The 1,343-nt window shown below is 69.2% G+C and carries 1 protein-coding gene; it reads left to right on the plus strand.

Annotation, left to right across the window (positions count from 1 at the left end; translation table 11 throughout):
• Positions 1-142: 142 nt before the first annotated feature.
• Positions 143-1,312, plus strand: a complete 1,170-nt coding sequence (locus CCR79_RS03845) for a GNAT family N-acetyltransferase (RefSeq protein WP_201168950.1) — start codon at positions 143-145, stop codon at positions 1,310-1,312.
• Positions 1,313-1,343: the final 31 nt, after the last annotated feature.

Raw genomic sequence — 1,343 nt, forward strand, 5'->3', positions numbered from 1 at the left:
CGGCTGTCGTGCCACCCCGCATGCGGAAGGCCGGGAATCCCCCAGCGCGGGTGCGCCGATCATGCGGCTTCGAACGCCCATCATGGCCGAGAGTTACGTTGACCACCCAGACAGACGGGCGGACCCCGGGCCGATCGGGAGGATGAGGGAACAACGGGTGATCGCCATCGAGCGCCTTGCGAGCATCGAGCAGGTCCCGGCGGCTGAGTGGGATGCCTGCGCCGGGGAACAGGACCCGTTCACGAGCTACGGCTACTTGGCCGCCCTGGAGCGCAGCGGTTCGGCCACCACCGCCACCGGGTGGCAGCCCTGCCATCTGTTGGCCCGCGGCCCCGGCGGGACCGCACAAGGCGTTTGTCCGGCTTACATCAAAGACCACTCCTTCGGCGAGTTCATCTTCGATTGGGGGTGGGCCGACGCCTTCGAGCGCGCCGGCGGCCGTTACTATCCCAAGCTCCAGGTTGCTGTTCCCTTCACCCCGGTCACCGGGCCGCGTCTGGCCGTTCACCCCGATGCCGCGGAACCGGAAGCCATCCGCCGTGCCCTGGCCGGTGAGCTGACACAGATCTGCGCCGAACTCGGCCTCTCCTCGGTGCATATCACCTTCCCGCGGCGCGAGGAGTGGGAGGTTCTCGGCGAGTTCGGCTGGCTCCAGCGGACTGCCCACCAGTACCACTGGCACAACGCGGGCTACCGGGACTTCGAGGATTTCCTCGCCCACCTCAGCCAACGTCGGCGCAAGGAGATCCGCCGCGAGCGCCGCGCCTTGGCGGCGAGCGGGGTGGAGATCCACGCGCTGAGCGGCGACGAGGTCGGTGCCGAGCACCTGGACGCCTTTGACCGGCTCTATCAGCAAACTTGCTGGCAAAAGCTTGGCCCGGGGTACCTGACACGCCGCTTCTTCGACGAGCTGGCCGCACGGCTCGGTGACCGCACCCTCTGGGTCATGGCGCGCCTGGACGGGGCATGGATCGCCGGTGCGCTGCACCTTTTCGGCACCGAGGCGCTCTACGGGCGCAACTGGGGCTGCCGGCTGGACGTCCGCGAGCGGGTCCCGTACCTGCACTTCGAACTCTGTTACTACCAGGCCATCGAGCGGGCCATCGCGGCCGGCCTGCCGCGGGTCGAGGCGGGCGTCCAGGGCGAGCATAAGCTCCAGCGGGGTTACGCCCCGGTACCGACCTACGCCGCCCACTGGATCGCCCACCCCGGGCTGCGCGACGCAGTGGCCGACTTCCTCACCCGCGAACGCGAGCAGGTCGCCGAGGCGATCGAGATCCTCGATGGCCACACCCCCTACCGGGAGCGATAGGGGAAGCGTCGCCGACAGCCGAAGCGCCTTG

The organism is Halorhodospira halophila, assembly GCF_016653405.1.
Taxonomy (GTDB): Bacteria; Pseudomonadota; Gammaproteobacteria; order Nitrococcales; family Halorhodospiraceae; genus Halorhodospira; species Halorhodospira halophila_A.

Excerpts from the sequence above, each read along its gene's own strand:
- CCR79_RS03845 (WP_201168950.1), top strand. The coding sequence starts at position 143 with ATGAGGGAACAACGGGTGATCGCCATCGAGCGCCTTGCGAGCATCGAG.